Origin of the sequence: Pseudoalteromonas sp. L23 (genome assembly GCF_021728455.1) — a bacterium.
Lineage (GTDB): Bacteria > Pseudomonadota > Gammaproteobacteria > Enterobacterales > Alteromonadaceae > Pseudoalteromonas.
Genome location: NZ_JAKKCW010000009.1, coordinates 154,645 through 181,227, shown reverse-complemented (window position 1 = coordinate 181,227; position 26,583 = coordinate 154,645). Strand labels below are relative to the sequence as shown.

Below are 26,583 nucleotides of genomic sequence, written 5' to 3'. Positions count from 1 at the left end.
GTAATGAGAGCCCCCGCTATTTGGCGCGCGTTACTAATTGGCATACTATGCTATCAACCTGCTATGGCATCGCAGGTTGATACTTTGCAACAGCTATTAGAACGGGTTGAACGAGTGAAAGCAAAACTTGCGATACAGCAAAGTGAGCGGGTGGTCTCTCGGGTTGATGTTGGTACGGAACTGTTTTTATCCGCTTATAAAGGAAATTTATATTTAGGTGAAGTGATCGCGGTGACGTCGGAACAAGGCGTCAATGTGGAACTCTTGAGCTTGTTTTCAGCTTTGGGCTTTGTGGTATCAGAAGATGTATCAGGAACTTTTGATGGCTGGTTCTTCACACCTGAAAACACCTTTAGTCTTAATGCCAAAGCGCATTTAGTTGAGAGCAAAGGGCAGCGAACGCAATTGAGTGATAAGGAAGTTCAGGTTATCAATGGTGAGGTATTTCTCGCCGATTATATCGTTGCGACCTTATTCGATGTGAGCCTGTTTACCGATATACAGGATTTATCTCTTACGGTTAAAAGTAGGCTAATTCTGCCAATAGAAGCGCAGCAACAGCGATTAGGAAGAGAAGTTGTCAGGTTTGACCGCAATGCCAGCGCAACATTACCGTGGCGACCAAGTCCTTATCAAAGCATCGGTAAACCAGTGCTGGATGCTCAGATAAATGCGCAGGTGACTGAAGACATTAGTCAGACGTCTTATTCCCTTATTGGTTCGCAAGACATCGCCTATTGGCAAGCTCAGTATTTTATTGCTGGTAGAGAGGGAGATGTGATTAATCGCTCACGATTATCCCTAAACCGTGCTTCTAAAAAAGCCGATGTTTTACCGTTTGGCAACTTTACCAAGGTATCGCTCGGTGATGTACAGAGTGTTCAAGTTGGAGTTGATGCGCTAAATGAAGAAGGGCGAGGAGTGAACTTCAGTAACGCGCCGTTAGATAGCCGCACTAACCGTCAGCGTATTGTCATCTCAGGTCCTGTTCAGGTAGGGTGGGACGTAGAGCTTTATCGAAATGGATTGCTAATAGGGCAAGAAAATAATGTTCAATCTGGGCGCTATGAGTTTGAAAATATTGATTTACTATTTGGTGAAAATACCTTTGAACTGGTGATGTATGGAGGGCAAGGTCAAGTATCAAAAGAAGTGCAGACCTATTATGTTGAACAGAGCACCGTAAACGAAGATGAAGGCTTTTTTGCCGTATCAATTACTGAGACGGGCAAAAGTATACTGGGCGACAAGACTGCGGTATCAGGAGCATCAAGCTGGCAAGTAAATGGTCGATTTGACTACGGTCTTACTAAAAATTTTGCGGTGTATGCAGGCTTGCAGCATCGTCAAGGTGTAAAAAATAGCGCCTCAGAACAATACTTTTCTACAGGATTTAACACCAATATTAATAAACGACTATTACTGGATGTTGACTATAGTAAGAGCGAAGCGAACCAACGTCTCTCTGCAAATACTCGAACCCGTCTATTTGGCCAGCAGGTAGGTGCTAAATTTGAGCTAAAGGAAGATTTAGAACGGGATGAAAATGCGACCGAGATAAAATTAACGGCGGCGGGAGATTGGTCTCTTTTTGATGCCGCTAAAATTTACTATCGTGCTGAATACTTTCAGCTTAATAGAGCTAATATAGACACCACCGAGCAAGCGTCGCTGCTGTTTAGCACGGGGAATTATTGGGGCACTTTCAGTAACCAATTTGTGTGGCAAGCGCAGACAGATCAAGCCAGCGATGTGAGTGGCTACTTGCGCTGGCAGCGAAGGATTTTTGGGATATATAGTCGTTTTACTACTTGGTATGACATAAAACCTGCTAATGAAATTACAGCCGCTGAGCTAGAGTTGAGCAAAGCGCTAAGTCCTGAGCTTGATCTTGGCATTACCTTATACAAAGACTTTGCTGCGGAATACTATAAAACCGAACTTGGATTGAGCTGGAACCATGATAAGTTTCGGTTGTTAACAGACTTGCAATACGATAACGATGATAACTGGCAACTAGGCCTCTCTGGACAAGTAAGTATTGGAGCAGGCGAAACCGTAGATCAGGTTTTTTTAACTGGCAAACGCTTGTCGCAGTTTGGCTCTTTGATGATTCGTGCTTTTATCGACCAAAATAATAACGGCTATCTTGACGATGGGGAGTTACCGCTGAAGGGGGTAACTATAAAAGCATTGCAAAACTTTGCACAAGGTAAAACTGACGACGACGGTGTGGCTCTATTACCCGCAATGGTTAATTACAAACGAACAGATATTATTGTTGACAAAGAAACGATCCCCGAACCCTTTTTAATTCCCGCTAACGATGGCTTTTCATTCACTCCAAGACCCGGTCATATTGAATATGTTGAAATACCATTTGTAAACTCGTCGGAAGTTGAAGGTATTGTTGAAATCAATGAGGGTACTGAGCGCCGACCTGCAGGGTTCACCACCGTGAGTTTACTTGATGAAATGGGTAACGAAGTCGCGCGTACTCAGACGGCATATGACGGCTACTATGTATTTACTAGTTTGAAGCCTGGGACTTACCGTACAGCGATAAGTGATGCGAAAAGGCTCGCGGTAGCCAGTACTCAACAGATAGAAGTGGAGTTAAGTGCAGAGGGAGACTTGCTGCTTGATGTAAATCACGAATTACAACGACAGCGCGCAACCACGCAAGAGTTTGCTGTAGTTGGACGCTTCAAGACATTAACGATATTAAAAGTGTATGCGGCGATTTTGGCTAAGCGTTATCCCGCGTTATTAAGCGGTGGTTTTGGGTATGCGCAACAAGAAGGCGACGCCACTTATTTACTTATATTAAGAGATGACACCACACAAAATGCGGCAAATATTTGCCAAAATCTACTTCCCTTCAAAGTTTCTTGCACGGTGGAAGCCTTAACTATTTATGAAAGAGAAAACAATGCAATCAATTAAGTGGCATCTCATTATGCTCAGTTTCGTTGCGTTAAGTGGTTGCCAAGCAACTGCGAGCAAGAGTCAACTTGACTCATTACAAATGAAGAAGCAGCTATCTTTACTGGAACAGCAGGTAAGCACCTTACAACAAGAAGTAGAACAGCTCAGAGCGCTAAAACAGCAGGTTGCTAAGTTTGAAGAAGTGCAGGAAGATTTAGATGTTATTGCGATGCAGCTATCAAATTCGCTTGCAAAGCAAAAGTATGCTGAGCTTTTAGCAGAGCAACCCGAGCAAGTGATAGAGCAAAAAACAAAGCCCACCGAGAAACAAGAACAGCCTGTCGAGATAGCTGAATTCGCAATTCAATTGGCCTCTACAACGGAATATACCAAGCTTAGGCAAACCTACGAGCAACTCAAGGATAAGTTACCGCAAGACTTTGCAACAAGCGAAGTGAATATCGAGCAAATAGATATTCAAAATACGAAATATTATCGGCTCAAATTAGGTGCATTTGCAGATAAGGCCTCTGCATACAAAGGTTGCCAGCAACTTAAGCGTGCAGGTTTAAGCTGTTTGGTTAGCCATTACACCAGTCATCGACTTTAAAACTTGGTGCGTATTTTGCATTTTATCCAATAAGTTTATCGTGGGCTTGGTGAAATGAAATATCTAGCACTCATAGTGATTATGTTGTTGGCAGGGTGTACAAACAGCCAACAGGTCGGCAAAAGAGAAGCGACCCAGCAGCAAGAAATCTTACCTGACTTAGATGGGTTTGGCGCTCAGTTAGCCGCGGAACTCGGGCGGTATGTACGGCCGTTCAAGCCGAACTCAACGGTTGCTGTGACAAGTTTTTTTAAGGCTAATCAGCTGGATGATACCGTTGCTGGGCAAGGTTCAGGCTTGAGCGTGGCCTTGCAAGAATCCCTCATGACCCATTTAAGTCAAATGGGGGCAGATGTCGTGGAATATCGACTCAGAAACGCTTTATCTTTACAAAGTTCTGCCGATAGTATGTTAAGTCGAGAATTGAATGTGCTGAATCAGCGCCAGAAAATTGACCTCGTGGTGGTCGGGACAATCGTAGAAAGTCGGGATATCTATTTGGTCAATGCGCGGCTGGTCGATACGTTACATAATCGAGCCGTCTCAGCCGCATCAATCAGCATTCCAAAAGCTGTTATGTGGGGTACGGAGCGTGTCACAAATCGTGACGGTCAGATTATACGAAGCCAATATTAGTGGAGATGAAAGTAATGAAAAAAGTATTAAGTTTGGTTTTGCCGCTTTCATTGATGGTTGGCTGTGCTCAGAGTAACTTTTTTGCGGTGGATAATGCTCAGGCTGAGCCCGTGCGTAATGGCTTTGAAAAATCTTCGATGTATCAAAGTAATCCAAACGGTATGAAACAATTCTCTGTTTCTCAGCAAATGGCTGGTAAAAATGTCACTCACTATGTCCAGTCTATTATGCAAGACATGGTTGCAAACTTGAAACACGTGAATGAGAAAACGCCGGTAGCAGTGACAAGCTTTGTATTTTTAGATAAAGAATTTGATAAAGGTTCCTTGCTGGGTAACCAGTTGGCTGAAAGCTTTATCCATGAGCTTCATACATTTGGGATCCCTGTTGTGGACTTTAAAACAACAGACTATATCCGGGTGACACCTGAAGGCGATTTCATTTTTAGCCGTGACTTTTTAGAGCTATCTGACGACCATCCTTTTTTGTATGTGCTAGGTGGTACTTTGGTGAATCATCAGGGCGGGGTTATGGTTAATGCCAGAGTGGTTGGGCTTAGAAGTAAAAGTGTCGTGGGTTCTGCTCAAGGCTTTTTACCGCAAAACGTAGTTAACGCCCTACAAGATGGTGCGGCATACGATGGCATTCGTATAGAGCGTGCGAACTAATTCGGAGGCGATGATGAAAAATGTAGTGCTATTCGCGACGACACTTGCATTACTCGGTGGCTGCGAAATGACAAAACAAACGGCTTCCGAACCTACAGAAACGCAGCAATCCGACATGGAAATATTGTATGCCATGATGGAAGAGCAAGAGCGTAATGAAGATTCACAAGCCTCGGTATTGCAAGATATTGGTTTCGTTAGCTATCGTCATCGCAAAGAAATTGCTAACTACGCCAATCAAATTGCGTTGGAACTGTCAGATACTGTATTAGGGCAAAAGCCTGAGTCGATAGCGGTAGCCAGTTTTGTCAACTTTAATGAATCATTAAGGGATACAAACCAGCTAGGAAACCAATTGGCTGAGTCCTTAATGCATCAAATGCAAAAGCTGGGTTATCAAGCGTTAGACTTTAAAGCATTGGGGAAAATTGAAGTGACATCCAGTGGCGACTTGACTTTTTCGCGTAAAGCAAGCCGCTTGAAAAACACGCAATCTCCCAGCCATTTGCTCACAGGCACTATGGTTTACCGTCCACGAGGCGTGGAGGTAAATGCAAGATTGTTAGAGTTTAACACTAACTTAGTGATCGCAAGCACGGTGGTGACCATCCCGTATTTTATCCTTGATGATCAGGCAACCGCTGCAAGGTAGTACTTCAAATAGCGGTTTTTAGAAGAAAATACCGTTTAGGTTTTATTAAACGAAGAACTATCCTACTTCTTATTCACACCTCAAGTGAAGTAACTGATAGCGCAGTAGTGGGTCTTAACTGCTGCGTATTCACCTACTGAACCAGCTCATTTATTACCGCGAATAAATTGACTATTAACCTTTAAAAGTTCATTAAGATCAGTATACTAAAGCGAAGTCACTGAGATGCAGTACAACAGAGAATCAACAATTCTCGACTTTCATTGGTATTAAGTACCGCAGATCCCGCTAGTGAAGGTCAAAAAAGGCGATTGTTATCTGACTTTAGAGATTGTCCCCATAGTTTAATGGATAAAACAAGGCCCTCCTAAGGCTTAGATGTAGGTTCGATTCCTACTGGGGACGCCATTGGTATCACTTTTGCGTGGAATTACCAAAGTAAATGGGCGGCGGAAGCATGATGTAGAGTGTGTAAAGTCGTCGAAAATCTTGTCTGCGTCATAGGTAGTCTTAACCTTACAGTTCAAACTCATTTTCATTTTCTATTTGAATTTCAACCAAATCATTAATTTGCACATTGTGAAGTGGGCGATTACTGATATTTACCGCAATGGCGTTTTGCGCATTCACCTGGATCACTTGCAGTTTATTAATGGTTTTAATTTGATGCATAAATATTTTACCATCGACATTAGTCAGCGGATTACTATGCGCTACGTTAAGGATCTGGCCATTCTCTAAGCCATGCATGCGGCCCAAATTAATAACGACTTGTTCATCATCGATATGTAGGATTTTGCCGTTGGTTGGTAAGCAGGCCACCGCTGCGTTTAAATCAGTTGCGATTTGTATCAGCGTGGTTTGGATCTCATCAGCATAATCTGTCTGCCAAAAGCGCTCACTGTACACATCAATTAATTTGGTCTTCTTAAACGGCCACACGCCTTGAGTGGCATATTGCTTTTGCCACACCCTTTCATGAGAAAGTGCATCAAACAGCGCAAAGTCTACCTTGAAGCTTCTTAAATATTTATCACTTTGCCAAAATGCGAAGTCGCTATTAAGTTTATCGACACCTGCAATATCAGTAATTTGACTCAGTAATACAAATTGGCTGTTCGTATTTGCCGTAATGGTCTCGATTAGCTGTTCATTATAATCAAACCGCTGGCTGAAAAAGCGGTTAACGTCTATGGTCTGTGCGAAATAAGGAACAGGTTCTAAGCTCAACTTTTGTTCAGACATTGTCTGGTATAGGCGCTCGCTCACCGCTTTATTTATGTCAAAAATTTGACCTAGTGTTGCTTGGTGTTTATTTTTTAACTGACTTTGTGTGACTGCAACCTGTTTGTCGTAAGCACTAGTAGGGCACTGAGCACTCTGTGGGGTAATATCGATATGTAATGTCACCTGCCATGAGTCACCAACTTTTGCTTCAGCAATTACGTTGGCACTTTGGATTTCAGCATTTGAGCGGATCTTAAGTTGATCTTGGGTGAGTACACCATCGGTGACGGTTTGCACACTACTCACCGAAGCGCCAGAAAACAGCAAAGCTTGTGTGATGGCGTCATTTACCGCCTTTCTTTTGGCTTTTTGATGGTCGCCATTTTTAACGTCAGCTATGCCGGTAACTTCAAACCATTCAGCATAAGCTGGATGAACCAGGGTGATACACAACAGTGATAGACTGGTCGCGAATTGCTTTTTCATGTTTAAATGCCCAGATCAAAAACTACTCTTCAACTCAGCAATACCTGTGCCAAATTTTGGCAAGGTTCGTGCATAATCATACATTATGAAAGTTAATTTTATTTCTTGCCAATACTCAATGAAACCACAACAACCCTTGCGAGACCAAGATGTTGGGGAAGTGCTTAATTTTGATTGGTATATATTGTAGCGGAGTGGGGTGAAATGCGTATCACTAATTCTATCAGTTCAGTTGTTATGGTTTGTTCGCTAGCAGGGCTCAGCGGCTGTTCAAGCCTCGTTGATAAGCATATTGAATATGAAACAGTGCAACCGGAAACTTTTCCTGTTTTACGGGCTGTGGGGTACGCTCCTTTGAGTGCTCAGCCGGGTAATACTGCGGGTGAGAAGCAGCTAATGGCAATTAAAGTGTCAAAATTAGAAGCGTATCGTGAATTGGCTGAGCAACTGTATGGCCAGAATTTGACATCCACTATTACGGTAAAAGGAGCGGTTGCGCAAAACGACGGTCTTAAGAGCCAAGTAAATGGACTTGTTCGTGGGGCTAAGGTGCTGAAAAGTTACGCAGTTGGTGATACTTACGCGACGGAGTTAGAGCTTGATATGAAACGCGTTTATGATTTGTATATTACTCAAGTCAAGCCGCAGAAAATTAAGAAGATATCTTATAGCTTTAAGTAAGCACTCATCACATATTGCTTACTTAATGCGCTTCACTTCGATTGTTCCTCAATACTAAAATACGACAGGCGTGGCTACGCCTTTAGGTTACGTACCAATTCACTGTCGCTACTTTTCACGCTGCCATCTTGACCATATGTAATTGAAGTTGGTGCTCCAATTAAGATCCCTTTTAGTTCACGTGTGCTTACATTAGCCTGATGAGCCGTTTTAGCATTGATTTCATTTTTGGTTTGGCACTCACTGAGTAGTGCTCGCACTTTAGCAACTAGCGGGGCTACTTCACTGCTTTCAAAGACGTGAGACTCAGTTTTTGACAATTCATTGTCGAGCTTTTGCAGTTTTGAAATGAGAGTTAGCTTTTCACGAGCGATTTCTTTTAAGTTGTCGCCACGCCGAGACGCGAGCTCGTCAAGCTCACGAGCCAGAAGCTGGGTCATCGCTTCTAGCGTTGAGATTTGTTCTGAAAGTTTGTGGTGGCAGAGCCGAACCAAATCATCCATATATTTCGAACTCAAATGCAGCTATGTTTTTGGCTAGTTTTTCCGCGTCAACTTGATACTTGCCTTCTGCAATCGCTTTTTTCAGTTCTTCGACTTTCTTGTCGTCAAAGCCTGATGACTGCTGCGCTTTTTCGTTGACCGTTTTCAGCTGTTGCGCTTGTGGAGTCAGGCTCACTGAATCCGCAGCTGCTTTCGGTGTAGCTGGTGATTTAACTGATGCACTATTAGCATCATTTCTTTGCAATTCAGCCTTCTGTTGCTTAACATTATTAGCAACGGATGTAGACTGATTCTGACCGTTAACTTGATTAACCATGATTGTAGACCCAATAAAATTATACTCTCAGCCTTGTTATCGGCGTTTAATAGTATTACTTTAGCAAATTTTTTATAAATTCACCTCTACTGTTTCCACTTCTATTACTCTAGCACGTAAGGTTTTGCCAGAGCGAGCGTTTTTAATATTAATAAGTTCACCACGGTTGCCATCTTGCTGCGCTTCTCCTTGAGTTTTGATCACAAGCCCACCTGATTTAGCAATAATCGTCACAGTATCGCCTTTGCAGACCATGCAAATATGAGCCTGAGTAAAGGCTTGACCTTCTCTGATATTACGTTTGCTTCTACTGCCTATTAGTATCGACTTATCTTCTATATAGGAAACCCTACGAAAACGTTTCGGCTGATACTCTATTTTCACATCGTCATCCTGAATAACACGGCCTTTTTCTAACATGGTCGCGCTAACTAAAATAGGGAAGAGGTGATCGATACGCACGTGGACGTATTGAGTCCAGCTGAGGGTATCGTTGCATCTAATTTGTACTGTCACTTGAGTGTCAAAAGGCGGAGTCATTGCTGTACTATATTGCAACGGCGATTGACAATCCCTTGCTGGAATTCTTGAATCAAGTGGTATAGCAGTTAGTGATAGCTGGCTGTCGGGATCTTGCTCTACATTTGGTTCAACAAATTCTATTGCGCTTTGTTCTAAAGTTTTGTTGTCATATTGCTGACAATAACCATAGTCAACGCCTATAAAATAAGCGAACAAACAAAAAAACTGAATGTAATGGGTTTTTTTTAACAAACTCATGATGTTTCGACTATGCTTATGGGGTGAAACAAGGTATAAAGATTCTGCTTTAATAACTGCACCTAATCAAGGGTGGTAAACCATATCAGAGTCGAAGCAAAGATCGTTCCGATTAGCGGTTTATACAGTAGGAGATTGAAATGGCAGGTATTTTAGACTCGGTTAACCAACGTACACAGCTGGTTGGACAAAACCGTCTCGAGCTATTACTTTTTCGACTTCAAGGTCGACAGCGCTTCGGCATTAACGTTTTCAAAGTCCGAGAAGTGCTTCAATGTCCAGCATTGACAAGCATGCCCAAGTCAAACCCTTTGATTCGAGGGGTTGCTCATATTCGAGGCCAAACAATATCCGTAATTGACATGTCACTTGCGGTTGGTGGGCCTCCTATTCAAGATATTCGCAATTGTTTTATTGTAATTGCGGAATACAACCGTTCAGTTCAAGGCTTTTTAGTCAGTGCGGTAGAACGCATTGTGAATATGAACTGGGAAAAAATAATGCCCCCGCCATCTGGGGCAGGCCGTTATTCCTATTTGACAGCGGTTACAGAAATTGAAAACGAGCTAGTTGAAATATTAGACGTAGAAAAGATCCTCAATGAAATTTGCCCGATCAACACGGAAGTCAGTGCTGACATTGTCTCTGATGGTGAAATGCAAAAAGATTTAGGCGAACGTATTGTCTTTATCGCTGATGACTCTGCGGTTGCTCGTAATCAGGTCAAACGTGCATTGGAGCCATTAGGTGTTCAGACTGAGCTGGCAAAGAATGGTAAAGAAGCACTTATCAGGCTTCGTGAAATTGCCGAAATGGACTGTCAAAATAATGTCACCGAGCGAGTTGGGCTATTGATTTCTGACGTTGAAATGCCAGAAATGGATGGTTATACGCTAACGGCTGAAATAAAAGCTGATCCAAAATTAGCGCCATTGCATGTGATACTCCATACTTCACTGAGTGGTGTATTTAATCAGGCCATGATTGAGAAGGTTGGCGCTGATGATTTTATTGCTAAGTTTAACCCAGATGAATTAGCTTCAGCGGTTAAAAAATGGGTTCATTGTGATTAAAGCTGGTGGTAGCACTTGGAAAATAAGCATTTAGAGCAAAAAGAGTACGACCAATTTAGAACCTTTTTGGAGCAACAGTGCGGTATTGTACTGGGTGACAATAAATTGTACTTGGTCAAAAGCCGACTCGCTCCTCTGATGGCTCGCTTTGGTGTGGAAACACTATCGTCTTTAGTAGCTAAAACACTCAGTCCCCATGAGCGGCAATTGCGTGCCGCTGTGGTGGATGCGATGACAACGAATGAAACACTTTGGTTTAGGGATACTTATCCGTTCGAGCTAATTAAATCGAAAATCTTACCAGAGTTTAAAGACTTGAGACGTCCAGTTAAGATTTGGTCGGCGGCAAGTTCATCAGGACAAGAGCCATATTCAATTGCGATGTCTGCGAGTGAATATGTGAGTAAAAGCCCAGGCGCGCTGAAAATGGGTGTTCAGATCGTCGGTACAGACATTTCTAACACGATGCTTGATATGTGTAAGAATGCTGAATATGACGCGTTGGCGTTGGCGAGAGGGTTGTCGCCTGAGCGCAGAAAGAAGTTTTTTATGGATAGCGGTAATGGAATGGCTAAGGTAGTTGAACCTATCCGTAAAATGGTCAGCTTTAGACATTTAAACTTGCTAGATTCTTACGCGTTGATGGGTAAGTTTGATGTTATTTTCTGCCGTAACGTCCTGATCTATTTTTCACCTGAAGTGAAAGCCAAAATCATTTCGCAATTTGCTCAGTCGTTAAACCCGAATGGTTATTTGTTTTTAGGGGCGTCGGAATCGATGGCGGGGTTGAGTGACGACTTTAATATGATCCGTTGTAATCCTGGGATTATCTATCAGAAAAAGACTTAATACTCACATATAGCGGCAGGGATAGTCGCTATAGCTAGTATTTGCAATGTGTAACGTAATTCTAATAACCATCTCCTACCTTTTAGCCTCAAATTGCTTCAGCCAAGTTGTCAATTATTCGAATATTTGCTCTTATTTACGTTACTGACTCAACACTGATTCAAGTTTAATTATTCCTAAAATATAGTTTAATTTTATGAAATTTAAGGGATAAATTTAACCTTAAAACTGGCCTAAAGATTGCTTTGTCATACCTGAGTCAATTTTTTGGAGTCAGATAATGGCAATTAGTTTCGATAAAGCGTTGGGTATACATCAGCATACTATGCTGCTTCGCTCACAACGCGCTGAAATTCTAGCAAGCAATATCGCAAACGCAGACACTCCAGGATACAAAGCTAAAGATATCGACTTTGCTAGTGCTTTGAAAGCGGCAAAGACAATGCAAAGAAGCGGCAATGATATGGTTAGAACAGATGCAAAACACCTCAGAGGTGGTACTAAAATGAGTAACTCATCTGAACTATATCGTTCGCCAAATCAAGCAGATACAGGTGATGGTAACTCAGTAGATATACAAGTGGAACGAAATTTGTATGTACAGAATGCATTAGAGTACCAAGCCAGTTTGCAATTTCTTGGTGGTAAGTTCAGTGGCCTTAAGAAGGCACTCGGCGGACAAGGGGCATAATTATGAGTTTATATAACGTTTTCGATATTGCGGGTTCAGGGATGAGTGCACAGAATGTGCGACTAAATACCACCGCAAGTAATATCTCGAACGCAAACTCAGTGAGTTCTAGTCAAGATAATGTTTATCGCGCTAGACACCCTGTATTTGCCGCTGAACTTTCCAAAGCTTCAGCTTCCCAAAGCAATGTCGCGGGATCGTCAGTTGGAGTAAAAGTATTAGGTGTGGTTGAGAGCGATAAGCCGCTTCAAGTTGAATATAACCCAAACCACCCAAGTGCTGACGCAAATGGCTACATTTATAAACCGAATGTGAATGTGGTAGAGGAGATGGCAAACATGATTTCTGCTTCTCGCTCTTACCAAACCAATGTTCAAGTTGCAGATGCTGCAAAGCAAATGCTTAGTAAAACATTGCAACTAGGCCAGCGCTAAATTGGGAGTAACAGCTGATGAGTAATAATGTAAATGCCACTTCTTCAACGGGTGTAGATTCACTCTACTGGGACAGGCAGAAACAGGCCGAGGAGAAAAAGCCCAGAGATGAGCTATCGCAAGAAGATTTCTTCTCGCTGCTTACTCAACAGCTCTCTTTCCAAGATCCAAGTAAGCCTGCGGACAACGATCAAATGATCGCGCAGATGACAAGTTTTACCATGGCCGAGGGGATCTCAAAGTTAAATGAGAACTTTGACTCGTTAGCTGCATCGATGACTTCTAACTCGGCGCTTCAAGCATCAACGCTGATTGGTAAGAAAGCATTACTCGAATCAACGACGTTAGAACATGGTGACGATGCACTTACAAAAGGTTCTGTGATTGTACAGGAACCAGTTCAGAATCTATCAGTGGGTATCTATGATGAATCTGGAGCGCTTGTAAAGACGCTTGAATTTGGCGAACAAAGTGTGGGCGCTGTGCGATTCGATTGGGATGGTAAAAATAAAGACGGTGAGATGATGCCTCCAGGTGAATACACCATAAAAGCGGAGGGTATGATTGAAGGTGAATATCAAACTTTACCGTCGGCCACATTTAGAAATATAGACAGTGTTAATGTTAATGGTGCTAACGGCATCGTCATTAATACCAAAGAAGGCGCGGTGCGCTTAACTGATATTGCTGAAATAGCATAGTAGTTTTAAAGAATTAACCTTAAGAACTTAGAGGTGAGAGTATGAGTTTCAATATAGCACTGACAGGTATTGCCGCCGCGCAAAAAGACTTGGACGTAACAGCAAATAACATTGCTAACGTGAACACGACGGGTTTTAAAGAGTCTCGCGCAGAATTTGCTGATGTTTACGCGTCTTCGGTTTTTAGCTCTGGCAAAACGAAAAATGGCGATGGTGTACAAACTACCATGGTTGCACAGCAGTTTCACCAAGGATCATTAAAGTTTACGCAAAACTCGCTAGACTTGGCGATTGAGGGCGAAGGCTATTTTGCCATGTCAAACTCGCTCCAGTCACAAGATTTCACCTATTCTCGAGCGGGTGCATTTAAGCTCAACAAAGACAACTTTATCGTGAATGCTAAGGGTGATTACTTGCAAGGCTTTCCAGTCGATCCATCTACAGGTGATACCACGTCTTTGAGTTTAAGCACAACATCACCCGTTCAAATTCCAGATGCATCAGGTTCTCCTCGTGCAACATCGCAAATCTATACCTCGTTTAACCTAGATGCGACTGCGCAACCACCTACAATTGCTTTTGATCCTGAGCAACGTGCCTCATATAATTCAAGAACAGCAATAACGGTATATGACTCGTTGGGTGAATCACATACATTGCAGTTATTCTTCAGAAAAACAGCGGATAATGAGTGGTCTACTTACGCAACAATGGACGATAAACCTTTTAACCATAATGCGCAGCAAATTGATCCAGCAGCAACACCACCTGTTCCTTATACGCCAGTTAGTGTGTTCCGTTTCGATGCTAGCGGTATTCCATCACAGACGGCTGCCGATCCTTCAGCTACGCCGCTTGTTTTTAACAACAATACTGGCTCGACATTTAACCCCTTAAGTCTTGCAGGACCTCAAGATGCAGTTGACCCAACTATCGGTATGTCAAACTTGCTTGATAACGGTGCAACTTTTCCGAATGATATTGTTGTTAACTGGCGTGATGAAGCAAATACTGCTCAAAAGCTACCAACGCAATATTCATCGGGTCGATTTGAAGTAAAAGCATTGGAGCAAGACGGTGCGACCGTTGGCCGTTTAGCAGGTATTGATATTGGTACTGATGGTAAAGTTGTGGCTTCATATACTAACGGCGACTCAACGTTCTTAGGGCAAGTCGCGCTAGTACGCTTCCCGAATTCTCAAGGCCTTCAGGCGATTGGTAATACTGAGTGGAAGAAGAGCCTATCTTCTGGTGAGCCACTTGCAGGCGAGCCAAACACAGGTACTCTCGGTGGTATTAGTTCATCTGCGTTAGAGCAATCGAACGTCAACCTCACAAACGAGTTAGTTGACCTTATCAGCGCCCAACGTAACTTCCAAGCGAACTCTCGAGCGCTTGAGGTTAACTCAACATTACAACAAAATATATTACAGATCCGATAATATATTATGCCCTCCAAAGGCTGCTACAAAGGCAGCCTTTTTTATGTCCGTCAAAAACATCTCGTCACTTTGGCACTGTGCTTGCATTAACTAGACTAAGTTTGAATTTTATAGGTCATCGTCATGGATAAAATGGTGTATATCGCAATGTCAGGCGCTAAGCAAAGCTTACGTGGTGTGGCACTTAAGGCGAATAACCTTGCTAATGCCAATACGACTGGCTTCAAAGCAGATTTTGCTCAAGCGCGCTCAATGCAGGCGTTTGGTGAAGGGCTACCTACACGGGTTTTTGCTATGCAAGAACGCCCAGGGACCAATATGACCGGTGGCGCAATCGTTGAAACTGGCCGTGAGCTAGATATTGCAGTAGATGATAAATCATGGATCAGTGTTGTTGATGCCTCGGGTGAAGAAGCTTACACCAAAGTCGGCACGCTCAATATTCGTAATGACGGTGCGTTGGTCACAGCTCATGGGCGTCAACTTATTGGCGAAGGTGGACCTATTGTCTTACCTATCCCCGTTGATAAAGTGGTGTTTAGTGACGATGGCTCTATTCAAGTGCGTCCACAAGGCGCTCCTGCTAACTTTCTTGAAGTGGTTGATCGGCTGAAAATTATTGAAGCAGATAATAATAAGCTGCAAAAAGGCAATGACGGCCTTTATAGACCAAAAGAAGATAAGCTAGAAGATGGGATCTGTGGCTTTTGTGAAATATCACCAACCGCAAAAGTGATGAGTGGCTTCTTAGAGATGTCCAACGTCAATCCCGTTCATGAGATGGTGGATATGATCAACCATCAAAGACAATTTGAAATGCAAATTAAGCTGATGAAAACAGCTGAAGAAATAGATGAGCGACACACTTCGCTCCTACGCATAGTTTAAGAGTGAGGTAGAGATCATGAATCCGGCATTGTGGATAAGTAAAACAGGCTTAGATGCTCAGCAAACTGATATTTCAGTTATTTCGAACAACTTGGCGAACGCCAGTACCGTCGGCTACAAAAAGAGTCGGGCGATATTCGAAGACTTATTATATCAAAACATCAATCAGCCAGGTGGCCGCAGCTCTCAAGATACAGAATTACCGTCTGGTTTGATGCTTGGTGCAGGTGCCAAAGTAGTCGCCAACCAAAAGAACTTTTCTCAAGGTAATATGTTAAGTACCGAAAACTCTTTGGATTGGATGATCCAAGGCCCGGGCTTTTTTGAGATTCAGATGCCAGATGGCACAACTGCGTATTCAAGAAACGGTCAGTTCACGACGGATGAAGAAGGTCGAATTGTTACCTCAGGTGCGGGTTTTCCTGTGTTACCTGAGATGAACGTACCCGACGATGCACAGTCAATTACTATTTCTCAAGATGGTGAAGTATCGGTGCGCGTTGCAGGACAAGCTGAAAACGTTGTTATCGGACAGTTGACGATCAGTGACTTTATTAATCCATCAGGTCTTGAACCGATTGGACAAAACTTGTACACAGAAACTGCGGTAAGTGGTGCACCAGTACAAGGTAATCCAAGCGTTGAAGGGCTAGGTAAGATTGTGCAAGGCGCACTTGAAACGTCAAACGTTAATGTGACCGAAGAGCTTGTAAATCTAATTGAGACACAACGCGTGTATGAGATGAACTCAAAAGTGATTTCAACGGTAGATCAGATGCTGAGCTACATTAATCAACAGCTGTAATTGGGTAGGGGGTATTATGCGTGCATTATATTTAGCCATCGTAACGGTCGCTGCATTATCTGGGTGTAGTACAACACAAAATAAAAATGTGGTGCGTGACGATCCGTATTATGCGCCTATCTATCCCGAGGATAATCAAGCCCAAATGGTGGCAACAGGGTCATTATTTAATACGCAGTTTTCCAATGATCTTTATGCTGACAAAAAAGCGTTAAGAGTCGGCGATATTATTACCATCGTACTCAGAGAAACGACTCAGGCGACCAAAGCTGCAAATTCTGAGCTGGATAAATCCAGTGATTCGAGCTTAGACCCTGTGATTGGTCTTGGTGGCAATGCCATTAATATCGGAAAAGAAGCAATACAGTTTGGTGCTAAATCCAGTTCTTCTTTCTCTGGTGATTCGAAGTCTAATCAGTCAAATAGCTTATTCGGGAATATATCGGTCAATGTAACCCGAGTATTGCCTAACGGTAATTTAGTGATCCGCGGTGAAAAGTGGTTAACCCTCAATACTGGCGAGGAATTTATTCGCTTAGAAGGGTTGGTAAGACCTCAGGATGTGACCGCAGATAACACTGTTGAGTCTAATCGAGTGGCAAATGCCAGAATTCAATATTCAGGTAAAGGTGACCAACAAGAAGTGCAAAGTGCAGGTTGGTTAACGAGTTTCTTTATGAGCGCGCTGATGCCGTTTTAAGGTGCTGAAAATGAACAATATGCTTAAGAATATTTTGCTTATCGGTGCGGCCATTACGTTGGTTGGTTTTTCTTCTTTGGCTTCTGCTGAGCGAGTTAAAGACGTCAGTATGGTTGAAGGTGTTCGTTCAAACCAACTGGTTGGCTACGGCCTAGTTGTAGGCTTGCCTGGTACCGGTGAGCAAACCAGATTTACCGAGCAAAGCTTTAAAGCGATGTTGAATAGCTTTGGCATAACGATGCCCGCAAGCTTAAAGCCAAAAATTAAAAATGTTGCGGCTGTTGCGGTTCACGCAGATCTGCCACCTTTTGTTAAGCCCGGCCAAACCATTGACGTTACCGTTTCATCTATTGGTAGTGCTGGTAGTTTACGAGGCGGCACTTTACTTCAGACCTTTCTAAAAGGGGTCGATGGTAACGTATATGCAATTGCGCAAGGAAGTTTGATTGTTGGTGGTTTGGGTGCTGATGGTGCCGATGGGAGTCGAGTTGTGATCAATACGCCGACTGTTGGTCGGGTGGCAAACGGCGCGACAGTGGAGCGAGCGGTACCAAGTCCGTTTACTCAGGGTGATTACATTACCTTTAACTTGAATAGACCAGACTTTACTACTGCAAAACGCTTGGCCGATACTATCAATGGCCTTGTTGGACCAAATAGTGCAAAACCTATGGATGCAGCCTCAGTTCGAGTAATTGCACCAAGAGATCCGTCTCAGCGCGTTGCGTATTTATCTACGCTAGAGAATCTTGAATTCAAACCAGCGGATACCGCTGCGAAGATCATCGTTAACTCGCGCACTGGCACTATCGTTATCGGCAAAAATGTCAAGTTGCAGCCTGCGGCAATTACTCATGGCGGCCTTACCGTAACAATTGCTGAGCAGCAAAATGTGTCACAACCTAATGCGCTGGCGAATGGCGAAACAACAGTGACGCAGCAAAGCATTATCGACGTAAATCAGGATGACTCTCGAGCGTTTGTGTTTGACCCAGGCGTGAGCCTTGATGACTTGGTTAGGGCAATTAACCAGGTTGGCGCAGCACCTGGCGATTTAATGGCGATCCTTGAAGCGCTAAAAGAAGCAGGCGCGATAAATGGTCAATTAGTCGTCATTTGATGTTCCATTATTAATCAACTAGTTAGCCCCGCAATTGTGGGGCTTTTTTTTGGCTCGGATTTTGCATTTCTATTTGTATAGTTATTAACGTCAAACAGTGCTGAGTGTATGAACACCGACCAATTGAAAAATCAAAGCTTTTTTGACCTAGGAAACCTTGATTCGATCCGTAAAGAGGCGCTGAAAGGTGCTGGCGATCAAGGTGCCTCAGATCAGGCATTGAAGAAGGCGGCACAACAGTTTGAGTCTATCTTTACGCAAATGTTGTTACAAAGCATGCGTAAAGCGAATGAGGCGCTAGAGGATAAAGACAGTCCATTTAACTCTAGTGGTGTCAAATTTTTTGAAGAAATGCATGATCAGCAACTTTCGATGCACTTATCTGAGCAGGGCAGCTTAGGACTGGCAGATCTGATTGTGCAGCAGTTGTCTCCTAACTCTGAAAAGTATAAGCCTGCCTCAGTAATGAGAGCTGACGGCGATATTGCCTTTAAAAAGCAGGCTACAGCGAGTGAGAGTGTGAATAAACCCGAACCGCAGGTTGTCAATGTAAAGGCAGATGCCTCAAGCGATGAACAAACAGGCTTTGGTTCTCCTGAGGAATTCGTCGACAGAATTTGGGAATACGCTCAAACAGCGGCGAAAAAGTTGGGCTTGAACCCTGCGGTAATGGTTGCACAAGCTGCACTGGAAACCGGTTGGGGTAAACACATCATCAGCAAAAAGGATGGTAGTAGCAGTTTTAATCTATTCAATATTAAAGCGGATAGCCGCTGGAGTGGTGAAAGCGCCAGAAAATCGACACTTGAATTTGAGCAAGGGTTACCGGTGCAAAAGCAAGCCGATTTCCGTGCTTATAAGTCGCTTGAACAAAGCTTTGATGATTATGTCAGTTTTCTAAAAGGTAATCCGAGATACGAGCAAGCCTTAAATAAGGCTGGTGATAGTCACGCCTATTTAAGTGAACTTCAAAATGCAGGCTATGCGACCGATCCGAATTATGCCAACAAAATTAAGTCAGTTTTAAAGCGTATTGATGTATCCGATTTCTTATCCGGTGCGCTAACAAAGGGAGTCAGATGAGATGTCATTTGATCTATTAAATATTGGTGCGGCAGGGGTTAGGGCTAACTCCGAGTTACTACAAACCACCAGTAAAAACATTGCTAACCTAAATACCAAAGGGTATATCCGTGAACGGACTGAGCACGGAACGATGATAGGTGGCATGGTTGGTCGTGGTGAAACGGTGCGTTTGATCAACCAATTTGCGCAGCAGCAATTAAATCGTGATATTTCTAATCAATCTTACTATGAGCAGTTTGTCACTGAGGCAAGCCGCGTTGATACGTTGTTTGCACAAGACTCAAACAGTCTGAGCAAGAGCATCAACTCGATGTTTAATAATTTACAAAGCGCGATTAACTTGCCTTCATCGACAACTAACCGCTCTTTATTTATGACGGGCGCTCAAGGCCTAGTCGATCAAATGGATAGATTGTCAGGTATTGTTGTTGATCAAAACAGTATCGTGAACGAGCAATTGGATATTTTCTCAGAAGAAGCCAATAACCTTGTGCAAAAAATCAGTGAATTGAATAAGCAAGTGGCGAGTAAGTCGGCGCTCAATCTTAACAATGTCGATCACAGCGTGCTTAATGAGCGAGATCAAGCAATTAAAGAGCTTGCTGAGCTCGTAGATATAGAAACACTCGACGGTGAAAATGGCGAAAAGCTCGTATTTTTAGGCACTGGGGATGCGCTTGTGATGCAAGGTGGTGCCTTCAATTTATTCGCGATGAAAGGCAACCCGGATCCCAACCATAAAGAACTAATTCTAGACATTAAAGATAAAAATGTTGTGCAACTCGAGTTAGATAGCGGCAGCTTGAAAGGCAAAATCGGCGGGTTACTGGCGTTTAGAGATGAAGTGTTGATCCCGGCACAAAACCAACTAGGCCAAATTGGCCTCGCATTAGCTGATGCTTTTAATCAGCAAAATAGATTGGGAATGGACTTAGATGGCAACATAGGTGGAGATATTTTTAAAATACCTACCGTGGGTGGTTTTGCTTACAGCGAAAATACAGGCACCGCAGTGCTTACGGCAACACTTGAGCCTGGGCGCGGCAATGAGTTGCCAGCTACCGATTTTCAAGTTACTTATACCAGTGCAACAACCGTTGAAATAACAGCTGTAGATGCCAAAGGAAATCCTATCGGTACGCCGACGACTGGTAATATTGCAGGTGGAGTCATCACGGGAACCGGCGATTATTTTGGCTTACAAATGAACGTAACGGGTAGTGGTGCAACAGGTGATAGATTTCTTGTGAAATTAAATCAACAGGCTGCAACTGGGTTGGAGCTTGCAACTCAAAGACCAGAAGCTCTCGCATTAGCGTCGCCAATTCGTACTGAAAAATCAGCAGACAATAATGGTACGGCGACCATTTCAGCAGGAGTCGTCACTGATACCGATCCCGCGACCAGTGCGTTTACTGCGGGAACGCCGCCAACGTTGAATGATGGTCCTTATACTTTGACTAAAACAGCCAATGCTAACGAATATACGTTAACCAGTAATTCAGGTACAACGCATACCTTTACGGCTCCTGCCGATGGTAAAGATATTCTCTCTGGAGTGGGAGTTGCACCTGCACCTTTTGATAATCTTGGCTTCACTTTCGATATCGAGGGTACACCGAATACCGGTGATAGTTTTGAGATTAGTTTTAATACTGGTGGCTTTGATGACAACCGTAATGGTGCAGCGCTCGATGGTCTGAAATCATCGGATTTAGTTAGACAAAATGTTGAGTCTACAGGTAGTACCGAAAGTCATAAAACCTTTAATGAAGCATATGCTGATATTGTCACTGGTGTAGGGGTTATTACCAATCAAGCAAAAACCAATGGCGCGGCATTTGAAGCGCTGGCTAATCAGTCAAGTGCTTGGTTTGAGTCTCTTTCGGGTGTGAACCTAGATGAAGAGGCGGCCAACTTGTTACGTTTTCAACAGTCTTACTCGGCTTCGGCGCAAGTCATTTCGGCAGCAAGAACTGTGTTCGATACCTTATTAAGTGCAGCGAGGTAATTATGCGTTTATCTCAAAATCAAATTTTTAACTCTAATCTCAATTCTATTTTGCGTAATCAGCAGGACGTGAATAAAGCAACACAGCAGCTGAACACGCAAAAGCGGGTACTGAGTGCTTCTGATGATGCTTCAGCGACTGCAAGAGCCATGCTTTTTGACGACCGGATCCAAGCAAACGATCAGTTTACCAAGAACCTGACTATGTTGTCTTCGAGATTAGATACTCAAGAATCAGTGCTTGAAAATATTAAAACGGCCATTGATAGCGCTTATGCGAAGTCAATACAGGCAGGTAACGGTGGGTTATCTGACGTTGACCGTGAAGCGATTGCTGATGAGCTAGAGTCCATCCAAGATACTATTTTGGATTTAATGAACTCAAAAAGTGAGGATGGTAAGTTTATATTTTCCGGCTACCAAGATAATACTCAAACCTACAGCTTTGATTCTGCCACTGGAAAGTACGTATATAACGGTGACCAAGGACAGCATAAAATAAAAGTCTCTGAAGGGGTCGAGATACGTTCCAGTGATAACGGTTTTGATGTATTTGAAAGTGCAGAGAAGCGACTGAATATTACTTCAAATACAGGTGTAGTTTCTGGTGGTGTCACCTCTGCATCGGTTTATGTAGATGAGCAAGCTGTGTTTGATAAGTTTCATAAAGCGAATTACAACGCGGATCCAAGTGCGCCTGCAGGTGCAAACACCTTTGACTTGGTGGTGACGGCCGGTACGCCAAATACTTACCAGCTTGAGCAGGGAGGTACGGTTATTTCAACGGGTAGTTTTGAAGGTAATTCGGTCAAAGTAGCAGGGATGGAATTTAAATATGAAGGTACCGGATCTGGTCAAATCAGCTTTGATTTAGAAAAGCCCCAGAAAGAAAACATTCTAAATACGTTAGAATCTATGATTATATCACTGAGAGACTCCAGTATTACGGGTGACGATTACAAACAGGTACTTGCAGATGGGATCTCTGGACTAGACAATGCCAAAATCAAGATATCACAAGGGCAAGCGGGGCTTGGTGGTAGGTTAAATGCTGCAAAGCTTGTATCTGATGCAAATTCAGACTTGGACGTAGATAATAAGGCAAATAAAGCGGCTTTAATAGAAGTCGATTTTTATTCTGCGATTTCAGAACTCACCAAGCATGAAACTGCGCTGCAGGCCTCTCAGGCAACATTTGGCCGCCTAACTAACCTTTCTCTATTAGACTATATTCGTTAAAAGACGGCCTTTACGGGCCGTTTACTCTCACACCGTTCTAAACTCAATTCTTCCTCATAACAAGCTGAATAATAATATATTTTTATATAATCATCTGATCGTAACCTAGGTGCGTCAAAACTTTGCCATATTTGGTTGAGCAATAATAAAAGCATATAAAAATCATGACGATAATTTTTTTTTTAAAAAAATACTAAAGGAAATTTTTTGCCGACCGATAACTTAATTAACCAAGCCGGAGAGTGAAAAACATTCAAAGGTTGGAAAAGAATCTAAGTTTGAGAGTGAAAGACTCGATTTAAAGTGGGAGAACCATCATGGCACTTTATGTAAATACTAACGTAAGTTCATTGAACGCACAAAGACAATTAATGAATTCTGGTAACTCACTAGATACCTCATTCAAGCGTCTATCATCAGGCTTTCGTATCAACAGCGCTGCTGATGATGCAGCAGGTCTACAAATTTCTGACCGTTTGAGCTCACAAATCAATGGTCTTAACCAAGGTAACCGAAACGCGAACGACGGCATTTCACTAGCGCAAACAGCCGAAGGTGCGATGGATGAAGTAACGTCAATGTTCCAGCGTATTCGTACTCTAGCTCAACAAGCAGCAAATGGTTCGAATACTGATGAAGATCGTCTTGCGATTCAAGAAGAAATTCAATCACTTTCTAAAGAAGTGAACCGAGTGGCAGCTGATACAACTTTTGGTGGTCAAAACCTACTAGATGGTTCATATGCCGCTAACTTCCAAGTAGGTGCTGATGCAGTACAAACAATTAGCTTCAGTATGCAAACAGTTGGTGGCACAGCGAATAGCTTAGTCGCAAACGGTGGTTTCACACTGTCAGGTATTGCTGGAGTTGCAAGTGGTGTAACTGGCGCTTCGCTAAGTGCTACTGCAGGTACAATTAGTACGTCAGTAGGAGCTTCTGCTGACGCAACTAGCTTCTCTGGAGTATTTACTGCAACAGGCATTTCGGTATCGTCTCAAGCAAACGCGCAAGCTGTAATGGCAGGTATGGATGCATTGATAGCGGTAGTTGATAAAAAACGTGCAGAACTAGGTGCGGTTCAAAACCGATTCCAGTCTACAATTCGTAACCAATCGAATATTGCTGAAAACCTATCTGCTGCAAAATCTCGTATCAAAGATACAGACTTTGCTCAGGAAACTGCAAACTTAACTAAAATGCAAATCCTTCAACAGGCGAGCCAAACGATATTAAGTCAGGCTAACCAACGTCCTCAGGCGGCTTTAAGTTTACTTGGATAATTAGTTGGAAGATAGGTGCCTAGGCCGAATGGGGTATTTGCTTAGGCACCGAATTGGATGATAAAGCGGAGGAGCTTAGATCCAATTGCGTTCATCATAATAAATGAACACGTTAATTAAAGCACAGAGTATGCCAACTTTGCGCTAAAAAAATGACACTCACTCTCAAATCGTACTAGTAAGGGGCCTTTAGGCCTCTTTTTTCATTTTAGCCTAAGTCAGTTTTTTGATTGGGTAGCGAAAAGCTAACAAGTAAGAAACTTACAGGGTTTCTCGCTTTAGGATGGAGTGAGGCCCAACTCTTTAAAATCCCTTGACATCTAAACATGCTGTTTATCAGAGTGTCAGAAGGTTCGTACTCAGTAAAGTACGGCAGCATTGATATGAATGTTGATGCCTGACAAATAATGGGCGATATGAACTAAAAAGTGTGCGAGTCTTCAAATCGCAATAGACGATGAAACAAGGGAATCAATATCAAAATTGCTTACTCTTTGTAATTTTTTATTTTTGGCCTGTAAATTGCATTTTCTCTGTCAGAGTTAATTTTGGCGTCAAAGTGGCAATTGGTTGCCTTAGTTGGTTGAATACCCGATGCATACGTGCCGCTTTGTCATTTAACTATCTATCAATTAGATAATTGATTTGACAAAAAGAGAGTGAGTTATGGCTTTATATGTAAACACGAATGTCAGTGCTATTAACGCACAGAGACAGCTAACTAATTCCGGTAATGAACTAGATACTTCGTTCAAACGTCTGTCTTCTGGTATGCGTATCAACAGTGCTGCAGATGATGCTGCGGGTCTGCAAATCTCAGATCGCTTACAATCGCAAATCATGGGCTTAAACCAAGGTAACCGTAATGCTAACGATGGTATCTCTTTGGCGCAAACAGCAGAAGGTGCGATGGATGAGATTACTTCAATGTTTCAACGTATCAGAACCTTATCTCAACAAGCATCAAATGGTTCAAATACGGATGAAGATAGATTAGCAATTCAGGAAGAAATCCAGCAGTTAGCGAAAGAGGTAAACCGAGTTGCATCTGATACAACTTTCGGTGGCCAGAATTTATTGGATGGATCCTATGCTGCAAATTTCCAAGTGGGTGCTGACGCTGTTCAAACCATTGGGTTTAGTATGCAATATGTTGGTTCTACAGCTAACAGTATGGCTGCAAACGGTGGCTTTACCTTATCTGGGATTGCTGGTGTTGCGAGTGGGGTTAGTGGAGCATCATTGAGTGCAGTCGCTGGGACTATTAGTAATTCTGTTGGTGCATCAGCCGACGCCACGAATTTTGCTGGAGTATTTACAGCGACGGGGATTTCCGTTTCCTCTCAGGCGAACGCACAAGCTGTTATGGCAGGTATGGATGCGTTGATAGCTGTAGTTGATAAAAAACGGGCAGAGCTGGGGGCGGTACAAAACCGATTTCAGTCAACTATTCGAAATCAAGCAAATATATCTGAGAATTTATCAGCAGCGAAATCTCGAATTAAAGATGCAGACTTTGCAATGGAAACAGCTAAGCTAACTAAGAATCAAATTTTGCAGCAAGCAAGTCAGACTATTTTAGGACAAGCTAATCAAAGGCCACAGGCTGCATTAAGCTTATTACAGGGCTAAAAGTTAGTGTAGATAAACTTTTTTGAAAAAAAGCTAAAGCTTTCTCTTTATCAGTCGATAGCAGAGTTAGAGAACTATAACTGTAGGACTCTAACTCATCGAAGTGGAAGGGTAGGGGTATCCCGATACTTCGATTTTAATTGATAAAGCGGAGGCTATTATGGCTTTATATGTAAATACTAACGTTAGCTCGTTGAACGCTCAGCGTCAGCTAATGAACTCTGCGAATTCTTTAGATACATCTTTCAAAAGATTGTCATCTGGTTTTCGTATTAACAGCGCAAAAGATGATGCTGCTGGTATGCAGATATCTAACCGTCTTACGGGTCAAATCAATGGATTAAATCAAGGTATCAGAAACGCCAATGACGGTATTTCACTTGCCCAAACGGCAGAAGGTGCTTTGGATGAAACAACTCAGATGTTTCAACGTATGCGTACGTTGGCTCAGCAGGCTTCTAACGGTTCAAATACGGATGAAGACCGCTTAGCAATACAAGAGGAAATTCAGTCATTATCTAAAGAGGTAAACCGAGTTGCAGCAGATACAACTTTCGGTGGACAAAATCTTTTAGATGGCACTTACGACGCAAATTTTCAAGTAGGCGCTGACGCAGTTCAAACGATTAGTTTTAGTATGCAAAACGTTGGTTCTACTTCAAATAGCCTAGTTGCAAATGGCGGGTTTACTCTGTCAGGTATTGCTGGGATCGCAAGTGGTGTAACAGGTGCTTCACTCAGTGCAACAGCAGGTACAATTAGTACGTCAGTTGGTGCTTCAGCGGATGCGACTAGCTTTTCAGGGGTATTCACTGCAACAGGTATTTCAGTATCTTCACAAGCTAATGCTCAAGCTGTAATGGCTGGTATGGACGCGTTGATCGCGGTTGTGGATAAAAAGCGTGCAGAGCTAGGTGCTGTGCAAAATAGATTCCAGTCAACAATCCGAAATCAGTCAAATGTTTCTGAAAACCTAACAGCTGCACGTTCTCGTATTCAAGATACTGACTTTGCGCAAGAAACTGCAAATTTAACAAAAATGCAGATCCTTCAACAAGCCAGTAGCTCAATACTTAGCCAAGCTAATCAGCGTCCACAAGTGGCGTTATCGTTACTGGGCTAATGGTCATCACAGTAGCGTCAAGT

General features: G+C 42.8%; 26 protein-coding genes and 1 tRNA gene. 23 read left to right on the top strand and 4 right to left on the bottom strand.

Features of this window, described 5'->3' with window-relative positions:
- Positions 1 to 3: 3 nt before the first annotated feature.
- From L3V43_RS15850 to L3V43_RS15825, 6 genes are all read left to right on the top strand, one after another.
- A complete protein-coding gene (locus L3V43_RS15850) occupies positions 4 to 2,946 on the top strand; it encodes a hypothetical protein (protein WP_237116873.1) in 2,943 nt (980 codons plus the stop codon).
- The gene (locus tag L3V43_RS15845) at positions 2,933 to 3,538 is read left to right on the top strand and encodes an SPOR domain-containing protein (RefSeq protein WP_102056449.1); all 606 of its coding nucleotides are present in this window, start codon (positions 2,933 to 2,935) and stop codon (positions 3,536 to 3,538) included. Before L3V43_RS15850 ends, L3V43_RS15845 begins: the two co-directional genes overlap by 14 nt.
- Before the next feature lie 54 nt (positions 3,539 to 3,592).
- Entirely contained in the window at positions 3,593 to 4,174 is a 582-nt protein-coding gene (locus L3V43_RS15840; RefSeq protein ID WP_102056450.1) for a FlgO family outer membrane protein, read from the top strand.
- 14 nt (positions 4,175 to 4,188) lie between these two features.
- Complete coding sequence (locus L3V43_RS15835) at positions 4,189 to 4,842, top strand: FlgO family outer membrane protein (RefSeq protein WP_237116874.1); 654 nt, start codon at positions 4,189 to 4,191, stop codon at positions 4,840 to 4,842.
- Between the two features lie 10 nt (positions 4,843 to 4,852).
- Positions 4,853 to 5,494: a FlgO family outer membrane protein gene (locus tag L3V43_RS15830; protein WP_233525222.1), complete on the top strand. Its 642-nt coding sequence runs from the start codon at positions 4,853 to 4,855 to the stop codon at positions 5,492 to 5,494.
- A gap of 333 nt (positions 5,495 to 5,827) precedes the next feature.
- Positions 5,828 to 5,902: transfer RNA gene (locus tag L3V43_RS15825), tRNA-Arg, on the top strand.
- Between the two features lie 108 nt (positions 5,903 to 6,010).
- Here the strand turns inward: L3V43_RS15825 and L3V43_RS15820 are convergent.
- Positions 6,011 to 7,207, bottom strand: a complete 1,197-nt coding sequence (locus L3V43_RS15820; RefSeq protein WP_235368081.1) for a flagellar assembly protein T N-terminal domain-containing protein — start codon at positions 7,205 to 7,207, stop codon at positions 6,011 to 6,013.
- Between the two features lie 204 nt (positions 7,208 to 7,411).
- Here L3V43_RS15820 and L3V43_RS15815 point away from each other — a divergent pair, with 204 nt between their 5' ends.
- Positions 7,412 to 7,888, top strand: coding sequence for a flagellar biosynthesis protein FlgP (locus L3V43_RS15815; RefSeq protein ID WP_235368080.1), 477 nt, complete (start codon positions 7,412 to 7,414; stop codon positions 7,886 to 7,888).
- 74 nt (positions 7,889 to 7,962) lie between these two features.
- Here L3V43_RS15815 and L3V43_RS15810 read toward each other — a convergent pair whose 3' ends face one another.
- The 3 genes from L3V43_RS15810 to flgA form a co-directional block, all read right to left on the bottom strand.
- A complete protein-coding gene (locus tag L3V43_RS15810; RefSeq protein WP_102056453.1) occupies positions 7,963 to 8,391 on the bottom strand; it encodes a flagellar protein FlgN in 429 nt (142 codons plus the stop codon).
- Positions 8,384 to 8,707, bottom strand: coding sequence for a flagellar biosynthesis anti-sigma factor FlgM (gene flgM, locus L3V43_RS15805; RefSeq protein WP_010369298.1), 324 nt, complete (start codon positions 8,705 to 8,707; stop codon positions 8,384 to 8,386). The genes L3V43_RS15810 and flgM overlap by 8 nt, the downstream gene beginning before the upstream one ends.
- Before the next feature lie 72 nt (positions 8,708 to 8,779).
- A complete protein-coding gene (gene flgA / locus L3V43_RS15800) occupies positions 8,780 to 9,487 on the bottom strand; it encodes a flagellar basal body P-ring formation chaperone FlgA (protein ID WP_010606300.1) in 708 nt (235 codons plus the stop codon).
- A gap of 140 nt (positions 9,488 to 9,627) precedes the next feature.
- On the opposite strand from flgA, the gene L3V43_RS15795 reads away from it, so the two are divergent.
- The 16 genes from L3V43_RS15795 to L3V43_RS15720 all read left to right on the top strand — a co-directional run bounded on the left by L3V43_RS15795 (position 9,628) and on the right by L3V43_RS15720 (position 26,560).
- Complete coding sequence (locus tag L3V43_RS15795) at positions 9,628 to 10,560, top strand: chemotaxis protein CheV (RefSeq protein ID WP_010606301.1); 933 nt, start codon at positions 9,628 to 9,630, stop codon at positions 10,558 to 10,560.
- A gap of 15 nt (positions 10,561 to 10,575) precedes the next feature.
- Positions 10,576 to 11,409, top strand: a complete 834-nt coding sequence (locus L3V43_RS15790; RefSeq protein ID WP_010369291.1) for a protein-glutamate O-methyltransferase CheR — start codon at positions 10,576 to 10,578, stop codon at positions 11,407 to 11,409.
- A 280-nt stretch (positions 11,410 to 11,689) separates the two neighbouring features.
- Complete coding sequence (gene flgB, locus L3V43_RS15785) at positions 11,690 to 12,100, top strand: flagellar basal body rod protein FlgB (RefSeq protein WP_237116875.1); 411 nt, start codon at positions 11,690 to 11,692, stop codon at positions 12,098 to 12,100.
- 2 nt (positions 12,101 to 12,102) lie between these two features.
- Positions 12,103 to 12,534 carry a flagellar basal body rod protein FlgC gene (gene flgC, locus L3V43_RS15780; protein ID WP_010606302.1) on the top strand — a complete coding sequence of 144 codons (432 nt, stop codon included), beginning with the start codon at positions 12,103 to 12,105 and terminating at the stop codon, positions 12,532 to 12,534.
- Between the two features lie 17 nt (positions 12,535 to 12,551).
- Positions 12,552 to 13,235, top strand: a complete 684-nt coding sequence (locus L3V43_RS15775; protein WP_010369284.1) for a flagellar hook assembly protein FlgD — start codon at positions 12,552 to 12,554, stop codon at positions 13,233 to 13,235.
- 41 nt (positions 13,236 to 13,276) lie between these two features.
- Positions 13,277 to 14,677 (top strand): flagellar hook protein FlgE, encoded by a 1,401-nt coding sequence (flgE, locus tag L3V43_RS15770; RefSeq protein WP_102056455.1) that lies wholly within the window; start codon positions 13,277 to 13,279, stop codon positions 14,675 to 14,677.
- A gap of 123 nt (positions 14,678 to 14,800) precedes the next feature.
- Positions 14,801 to 15,565, top strand: a complete 765-nt coding sequence (locus L3V43_RS15765; protein ID WP_102056456.1) for a flagellar basal body rod protein FlgF — start codon at positions 14,801 to 14,803, stop codon at positions 15,563 to 15,565.
- A 16-nt stretch (positions 15,566 to 15,581) separates the two neighbouring features.
- Positions 15,582 to 16,370: a flagellar basal-body rod protein FlgG gene (flgG, locus tag L3V43_RS15760; protein WP_010606305.1), complete on the top strand. Its 789-nt coding sequence runs from the start codon at positions 15,582 to 15,584 to the stop codon at positions 16,368 to 16,370.
- 16 nt (positions 16,371 to 16,386) lie between these two features.
- A complete protein-coding gene (gene flgH / locus L3V43_RS15755; protein WP_010606306.1) occupies positions 16,387 to 17,070 on the top strand; it encodes a flagellar basal body L-ring protein FlgH in 684 nt (227 codons plus the stop codon).
- A gap of 19 nt (positions 17,071 to 17,089) precedes the next feature.
- Positions 17,090 to 18,190, top strand: a complete 1,101-nt coding sequence (locus tag L3V43_RS15750) for a flagellar basal body P-ring protein FlgI (protein WP_010606307.1) — start codon at positions 17,090 to 17,092, stop codon at positions 18,188 to 18,190.
- Between the two features lie 108 nt (positions 18,191 to 18,298).
- Positions 18,299 to 19,273, top strand: coding sequence for a flagellar assembly peptidoglycan hydrolase FlgJ (gene flgJ, locus L3V43_RS15745; RefSeq protein ID WP_237116876.1), 975 nt, complete (start codon positions 18,299 to 18,301; stop codon positions 19,271 to 19,273).
- 1 nt (position 19,274) lies between these two features.
- Entirely contained in the window at positions 19,275 to 21,287 is a 2,013-nt protein-coding gene (flgK, locus tag L3V43_RS15740; RefSeq protein WP_237116877.1) for a flagellar hook-associated protein FlgK, read from the top strand.
- A gap of 2 nt (positions 21,288 to 21,289) precedes the next feature.
- The gene (gene flgL, locus L3V43_RS15735) at positions 21,290 to 22,525 is read left to right on the top strand and encodes a flagellar hook-associated protein FlgL (RefSeq protein ID WP_237116878.1); all 1,236 of its coding nucleotides are present in this window, start codon (positions 21,290 to 21,292) and stop codon (positions 22,523 to 22,525) included.
- A gap of 317 nt (positions 22,526 to 22,842) precedes the next feature.
- Positions 22,843 to 23,805, top strand: coding sequence for a flagellin (locus tag L3V43_RS15730; RefSeq protein ID WP_237116879.1), 963 nt, complete (start codon positions 22,843 to 22,845; stop codon positions 23,803 to 23,805).
- A 666-nt stretch (positions 23,806 to 24,471) separates the two neighbouring features.
- A complete protein-coding gene (locus tag L3V43_RS15725) occupies positions 24,472 to 25,437 on the top strand; it encodes a flagellin (RefSeq protein ID WP_237116880.1) in 966 nt (321 codons plus the stop codon).
- A gap of 160 nt (positions 25,438 to 25,597) precedes the next feature.
- Positions 25,598 to 26,560, top strand: coding sequence for a flagellin (locus L3V43_RS15720; RefSeq protein ID WP_237116881.1), 963 nt, complete (start codon positions 25,598 to 25,600; stop codon positions 26,558 to 26,560).
- Positions 26,561 to 26,583: the final 23 nt, after the last annotated feature.

Coding starts and splice junctions, on each gene's coding strand:
- L3V43_RS15795 (WP_010606301.1), top strand. CDS start 9,628: ATGGCAGGTATTTTAGACTCGGTTAACCAACGTACACAGCTGGTTGGA.
- flgB (WP_237116875.1), top strand. CDS start 11,690: ATGGCAATTAGTTTCGATAAAGCGTTGGGTATACATCAGCATACTATG.
- L3V43_RS15720 (WP_237116881.1), top strand. CDS start 25,598: ATGGCTTTATATGTAAATACTAACGTTAGCTCGTTGAACGCTCAGCGT.
- L3V43_RS15725 (WP_237116880.1), top strand. CDS start 24,472: ATGGCTTTATATGTAAACACGAATGTCAGTGCTATTAACGCACAGAGA.
- flgA (WP_010606300.1), bottom strand. CDS start 9,487: ATGAGTTTGTTAAAAAAAACCCATTACATTCAGTTTTTTTGTTTGTTC.
- L3V43_RS15850 (WP_237116873.1), top strand. CDS start 4: ATGAGAGCCCCCGCTATTTGGCGCGCGTTACTAATTGGCATACTATGC.
- L3V43_RS15775 (WP_010369284.1), top strand. CDS start 12,552: ATGAGTAATAATGTAAATGCCACTTCTTCAACGGGTGTAGATTCACTC.
- L3V43_RS15840 (WP_102056450.1), top strand. CDS start 3,593: ATGAAATATCTAGCACTCATAGTGATTATGTTGTTGGCAGGGTGTACA.
- L3V43_RS15750 (WP_010606307.1), top strand. CDS start 17,090: ATGCTTAAGAATATTTTGCTTATCGGTGCGGCCATTACGTTGGTTGGT.
- flgH (WP_010606306.1), top strand. CDS start 16,387: ATGCGTGCATTATATTTAGCCATCGTAACGGTCGCTGCATTATCTGGG.
- flgL (WP_237116878.1), top strand. CDS start 21,290: ATGCGTTTATCTCAAAATCAAATTTTTAACTCTAATCTCAATTCTATT.
- L3V43_RS15815 (WP_235368080.1), top strand. CDS start 7,412: ATGCGTATCACTAATTCTATCAGTTCAGTTGTTATGGTTTGTTCGCTA.
- flgK (WP_237116877.1), top strand. CDS start 19,275: ATGTCATTTGATCTATTAAATATTGGTGCGGCAGGGGTTAGGGCTAAC.
- L3V43_RS15820 (WP_235368081.1), bottom strand. CDS start 7,207: ATGAAAAAGCAATTCGCGACCAGTCTATCACTGTTGTGTATCACCCTG.
- L3V43_RS15845 (WP_102056449.1), top strand. CDS start 2,933: ATGCAATCAATTAAGTGGCATCTCATTATGCTCAGTTTCGTTGCGTTA.
- L3V43_RS15765 (WP_102056456.1), top strand. CDS start 14,801: ATGGATAAAATGGTGTATATCGCAATGTCAGGCGCTAAGCAAAGCTTA.
- L3V43_RS15830 (WP_233525222.1), top strand. CDS start 4,853: ATGATGAAAAATGTAGTGCTATTCGCGACGACACTTGCATTACTCGGT.
- flgJ (WP_237116876.1), top strand. CDS start 18,299: ATGAACACCGACCAATTGAAAAATCAAAGCTTTTTTGACCTAGGAAAC.
- flgE (WP_102056455.1), top strand. CDS start 13,277: ATGAGTTTCAATATAGCACTGACAGGTATTGCCGCCGCGCAAAAAGAC.
- L3V43_RS15835 (WP_237116874.1), top strand. CDS start 4,189: ATGAAAAAAGTATTAAGTTTGGTTTTGCCGCTTTCATTGATGGTTGGC.
- L3V43_RS15730 (WP_237116879.1), top strand. CDS start 22,843: ATGGCACTTTATGTAAATACTAACGTAAGTTCATTGAACGCACAAAGA.
- flgG (WP_010606305.1), top strand. CDS start 15,582: ATGAATCCGGCATTGTGGATAAGTAAAACAGGCTTAGATGCTCAGCAA.
- flgM (WP_010369298.1), bottom strand. CDS start 8,707: ATGGTTAATCAAGTTAACGGTCAGAATCAGTCTACATCCGTTGCTAAT.
- L3V43_RS15810 (WP_102056453.1), bottom strand. CDS start 8,391: ATGGATGATTTGGTTCGGCTCTGCCACCACAAACTTTCAGAACAAATC.
- flgC (WP_010606302.1), top strand. CDS start 12,103: ATGAGTTTATATAACGTTTTCGATATTGCGGGTTCAGGGATGAGTGCA.